Origin of the sequence: Anaeromyxobacter terrae, from assembly GCF_022690685.1 — a bacterium.
GTDB classification, from domain to species: domain Bacteria; phylum Myxococcota; class Myxococcia; order Myxococcales; family Anaeromyxobacteraceae; genus Anaeromyxobacter; species Anaeromyxobacter terrae.
Window position 1 is genome coordinate 1 of sequence record NZ_JALCYY010000129.1, and the last position, 2934, is coordinate 2934.

Consider the following 2934-nt stretch of genomic DNA (forward strand, 5'->3'; position numbering starts at 1 on the left):
GGTCCGGGCGCGGCTCGCCGAGGTCTGCGAGGCCGCCGGACGCCTCGCCGAGGCCGAGGCGGAGCTCGTCGCCGCGGCGCGCGCCGCGCCCGGCCGGGCGGCAGGCTGGACGCGCCTCGCGCGGTTCTACGAGCGCACCGGACGGAGCGTCGAGGCCGCGCGTGCCGACGAGAAGGCGCGCGCGACCGGCCGGCCGGGGCGCAACCTGAGGCCGCTCTTGCCGTCGCGGCGGTGAGGGGCGCTCGCCGCGGACCCGTCCGCGTCTGGGGCTCAGCGCCGCATGCGCTCGGCGACCCAGGCGACCAGGAACGATCGCGGGATCCCTGCGGCGAGGCTCCCGGCCAGGACGGCGAGCGGCGCCGACAGGTAGATGAGCGCGAGCAGCCCGCCCGAAAGCACCCACAGCCCCGAGAGGAGCAGGCCGAGGCTCCGCACCGGCCGGACGGTGTCGTCGAGCGCCGCGGCGAGCGTCGCGGTGATGAGGCCGTTGACGCCCGACGCGGCGATGGACACCGCGATCGCGATGGTGGTCCGGTCGAGGGCGACGATGTCCCGGAACGGACCCGCCACGTGGTCGAGGAGCAGGTAAGGGGGCGTCGTCCCGGGGAGCCGGCTCGCGAGCGCGTCGACGCCGAGGTGGACGGCTGCGGCGATCGCGGCGGTGACGGGCACCCGGGTGCGGAGGGTCCGTTCGGACATCCGCGCGTCCTAGCAAAGATCCGGCTGAGTGCGCCAGCGGACCGAGCGGGCCCACCGCCGGGGCCGGTTGGCCGGCTCGGGAGCGGGTGTCTACGTTTGGCCTCGGGAGGAAGTCCATCCGTGCCGCACTCCGGTCCATCCGTCTCACGAGGTCATCTGCGCCTGGCCAGTCTCCCCGCCGCGCCGCGCCGCGTCGAGAGCCGCGCGATGCTGTTCGTCCGAGCCGCCGCGGCCGCCCTCGCGATGCTCTGGCTCACGGCCGCGGCGTGGCTCTCCGCCGCCCTCGCGCTCGCGCCGCTCGCGTTCCGCCGCGCGCCGCTCGGCAGGCGCGTGAGCCCGATGCCGCCGCGCGAGGCGCGCGTCATCCCGTTCCAGCCCCGCCGCCAGGCGCTGCCGCGCTGAGGCGGCCCGCCCCACGGAGGCGGCACCTTGCGCATCGGCGTCGTGACCGAGGAGTACTACCCGAGCCTCGGCGGCATCCCCGAGCACGTCCAGAACTTCGCCCGCGAGGCCCGGCGCCTCGGGCACACCGTCAAGATCGTCACGAGCGTCATGCCGGACGCCGCGAAGGGCGCGCCGCCGTCCCTCGAGGCGGAGTCCGCGGACGTGCTGCGGGTCGGCGCGAGCCGGCCGCTCTTCCGCCGCGGCGCGGTGGGGCGGGTGACCGGCGGGACCGGGGTCGGCGCCGCCCTGCGGGACATCCTCGCGCGCGAGCGGTTCGACGTCGTCCACGTGCACGCGCCGCTCTCGCCGGTCCTCCCGCTCCTCGCCATCCACCACGCGACCGGGCCGGTCGTCGGCACGTTCCACCCGGGCGCGCGCCCCGGCCTCCTGTTCCGGCTCGCGCGCGGCGCGCTGCAGCGCTACGCGGACCGCCTCGACGCCTCGATCGCGGTCTCCCGCGCCGCGCTCGCCCCCTACGGCGACCGGCTGGGCGCCGACGTGCGGATGATCCCGCACGGCGTGGACTTCGATCGCTTCTCTCGAGGCCGGCGGCTGCGGCGCTACGACGACGGGAAGCTCAACGTGCTGTGGCTCGGCCGCGTCGAGCCGCGGAACGGGCTCGACCGGATGATCGGCGCCTTCCACCGCGCGTGGAAGCAGATCGACGCGCGGCTCATCGTGGTGGGCGACGGGCCGGGGCTCTCCCGCGCCCGCGCGCGCGTCCCGCGCGAGCTCGAGGAGGACGTGGTGTTCGCCGGGCGCGTCCACGACGAGCGCCCGGACTGGTACGCCACGGCCGACGTCTTCTGCGCGCCGTCGCAGGCGCCCAGCGCCGGCGTGACGCTCCTCGAGGCGATGGCCGCGGGCAAGCCCGTGCTCGCCTCCGACGTCGATGGGTACCGCGAGATCGTCCAGCACGGGCGCGAGGGGGAGATCCTGCCAGAGGCGGACGAGGCGGCGTGGGCGCGGGCGCTCCTCCGCCTCGCGCGCGAGCCGGCTCGCGGCGCGGCGTATGGCGAGCGCGGGCGGCTCACCGCCCAGCGCTTCGCCTGGCCGTCGGTCGCGCGCGAGGTGCTCGGGGTGTACCGATCCATCGGCGTCCGCGGGTGAATCCGGCGGCGTCGCCGCGCGGACTTTCGCTCTGGCGGGTCCGCGGTTAGTCTGTCGCGCCGTGTCCGACCTCTGGCAGCGCCTCCACCGCCTGGCCGTACCGCCCGATGGAAACCTCGGCCGGCGGCCGCTCCTGCGGCTGGTCGGGCTCCTGCTCGTCGCCGCGTTCGCCGCGGTGGCCCTCGCGCGCGTCGACCTCTCCGAGGTCGTCCGCACGCTCGCGTCGGCGCGACCCGAGGCGCTCCTCCTCGCCATGGCGGCGAACGTGCTCTCGCAGTGGCTGCACGCGGGCCGCTGGGCCGCGGTCGTCCGCCCGCCGGGCGTGCGGGTCCGGGCGCGCGACGCGTTCGCGCCGCTCGTCGCCGGCTACGCGGTCGGGGTGGCGGTGCCGGCCCGCGCCGGAGACTTCGTCCGCGCCCATCTCCTCGCCCGCCGGACCGGCCTCTCCACCACCTCCGTCCTCGCCGCGGCGCTCCTCGACTACGTGGTCGGGACGGCGACGCTCGTCCCGCTCATCGCCGCGCTCGCCGTCGCCGCGCCGCGGCCGGCCGGGGCGCGCGACGCCCGGCTCGCGTTCGCCTGGGGGGGGGGCGCGGGGCCCGCCGCGGGGGGGCGCGCGCGGCCGCGCGCCGGCCACGACGCCTCCGGCCGCGGGCTCGCCGGCGTGTGGGCGCGGCTCCG

The 2934-nt window shown here is 77.8% G+C and carries 4 protein-coding genes and 1 pseudogene; 4 read left to right on the plus strand and 1 reads right to left on the minus strand.

The genetic code is table 11. From position 1 onward, the window contains the following. A pseudogene (locus MNY62_RS25380) lies at window positions 1–235 on the plus strand (tetratricopeptide repeat protein); the annotation flags it as partial. 35 nt (window positions 236–270) lie between these two features. Here the strand turns inward: MNY62_RS25380 and MNY62_RS25385 are convergent. Continuing rightward, window positions 271–699: a hypothetical protein gene (locus MNY62_RS25385; protein WP_242347117.1), complete on the minus strand. Its 429-nt coding sequence runs from the start codon at window positions 697–699 to the stop codon at window positions 271–273. Window positions 700–906: 207 nt separating this feature from the next. Between MNY62_RS25385 and MNY62_RS25390 the strand changes: the two genes are divergently transcribed. From MNY62_RS25390 to MNY62_RS25400, 3 genes are all read left to right on the plus strand, one after another. After that, window positions 907–1101: a hypothetical protein gene (locus MNY62_RS25390; RefSeq protein ID WP_242347118.1), complete on the plus strand. Its 195-nt coding sequence runs from the start codon at window positions 907–909 to the stop codon at window positions 1099–1101. Between the two features lie 27 nt (window positions 1102–1128). After that, on the plus strand, window positions 1129–2253 hold the full coding sequence (locus MNY62_RS25395; protein ID WP_242347119.1) for a glycosyltransferase family 4 protein: 1125 nt from the start codon (window positions 1129–1131) through the stop codon (window positions 2251–2253). 61 nt (window positions 2254–2314) lie between these two features. Then, the coding region (locus MNY62_RS25400; RefSeq protein WP_242347120.1) for a lysylphosphatidylglycerol synthase transmembrane domain-containing protein at window positions 2315–2934 on the plus strand (620 nt) is incomplete at its 3' end.